The 1,873-nt window shown below is 71.2% G+C and carries 1 protein-coding gene; it reads left to right on the plus strand.

All coding sequences use genetic code 11. The features are described from left to right. Positions 1-16 precede the first annotated feature (16 nt). Positions 17-1,873 (plus strand): condensation domain-containing protein (locus GP2_RS20705; protein ID WP_255218679.1); only part of this gene is annotated, 1,857 nt, incomplete at its 3' end.

Raw genomic sequence — 1,873 nt, forward strand, 5'->3', positions numbered from 1 at the left:
CGCAGACGCGCCCGGCGTGATCTCTGCCGCGGTGCTGGTCCGCGACCAACGACTCGTCGCCTATGTGTCCGGTCCTGTCGGCACGACGGGGGCCGACATCCGCGAGCATGCCGCCCGGCACCTCGCGCCCTACATGGTTCCCGACACCGTCGTCGTGCTCGACGAGATGCCGCTGGGGACCTCGGGGAAGATCGATCGCAAGGCGCTTCCCGCGCCCGACCTCGCCCCGCGCGCGATCGTCCCGCCGGCCTCGGACACGGAACGACAGATCGCCGACATCGTCGCGGAGGTCCTCGAGCGCCCGGCCGGCCAGATCTCGGTGACCGACGGATTCTTCGAGATCGGTGGTCATTCGCTCTCGGCCACGCGGGTCGCGGCGCGGGTCTCCCACGCCTGCGGCGTGCCGTTCGGCGTCCGGGAACTCTTCGACGCGCCCTCGGTGCGCGCCATGGCCCGGTGGGTCGACGAACGACGCGATGAGACGACCACCGGGCGGGAGCACGATGCGGCACATGTCCGCGACCTGGGGTCCATCCCGCGGCCCGCGCGTCCTCCGCTGTCGCCCGCGCAGGAGCGGATGTGGTTCATCAACCAGTTCGATCCGTCGTCGCCGGCCTACAACATCCCCTTCGCCCTGCGGCTGTCCGGGCGCGTCGACGTCGTCGCGCTCCGCACGGCCCTGGCCGACGTCATCATCCGCCACGAGGTGCTCCGCACCCGGTACCCGCAGGATCTCGAGGGGCGCCCCTGGCAGGACGTCCTCGACGCCGAGGAGCTCGGCGTCGGACAGTGGTGGTACGACGCCGACGTCGAGAACCTCCCGAACACCGCCTTCGACGTGACCCGGGACCTGCCGATCCGCGCCGGAGTCGTCACGCTCGGATCGACCGGAGACCACCTGCTCGTCGTCGTGTTGCACCACATCGCCGCCGACGGGGAGTCGTTGCGGCCCCTCGTCGCCGATCTGCTCACGGCCTACCGTGCGCGCGTCGCCGGAACCGAACCGACCTGGGAACCGCCGGTCGTGCAGTATGCGGACGTCGCCCTCTGGCAGCGTCACACCCTCGGCCGTCTCGACGACCCGGATTCCGAACTCGGCCACCAGGCCGCGTGGTGGAAGGATCAGCTGGCCGATCTGCCCGACGTCCTCGAACTCCCGACCGACCGTCCCCGGCCGGCGGTCGCCTCTCATCGGGGCCGGGTCGTGGACATCGAGGTACCCGACGACCTCGCGTCGGTGATCGAGGACTACGCACACCGACGCGGCGTCACGCTCTTCATGGTCCTGCATGCGGCCGTCGCGGTCGTCCTGTCGCGCCTGGCCTCGACCACCGACATCGCAGTCGCCACCCCGGTCGCGGGCCGCGGCCGCGCCGAACTCGACGACCTCGTCGGCATGTTCGTCAACACCGTGGTCCTGCGCACCCGGGTCGATCCGAACACGACCTTCGGCGAGGTGATCGGCGAGGTCCGCACGACCGATCTCGATGCCTTCGCCGCCTCGGACGTGCCGTTCGAGTACCTGGTCGATGCCCTCGCACCCACGCGCAGCGAGGCCTTCGCCCCGCTCGCGCAGGTCATGCTCACCCTCGAACAGTCCCCGGTCGGGGAGATCTCCGTCCCGGGGCTCACGGCCACCCCCGTCGACACGGGCAGCCCCGCGGCGCGATTCGACCTGATGATCGGCATGACCACCGACCGCGACGACGACGGCCGCCTCGCCGGTCTCGCCGGTCGCATCGTCCACGCCACCGATCTCTTCGACGAGCGGACGGTTCGCGAACTGGGGGCGCGCATCGTCGACGTCCTGACCGCAGGCGTCGCCGACGACCGGGTGGTCGTCGGCGACATCGACCTCGCCGACGCCGCCGAA

Source organism: Gordonia paraffinivorans NBRC 108238 (genome assembly GCF_000344155.1).
Classification (GTDB): Bacteria; Actinomycetota; Actinomycetes; order Mycobacteriales; family Mycobacteriaceae; genus Gordonia; species Gordonia paraffinivorans.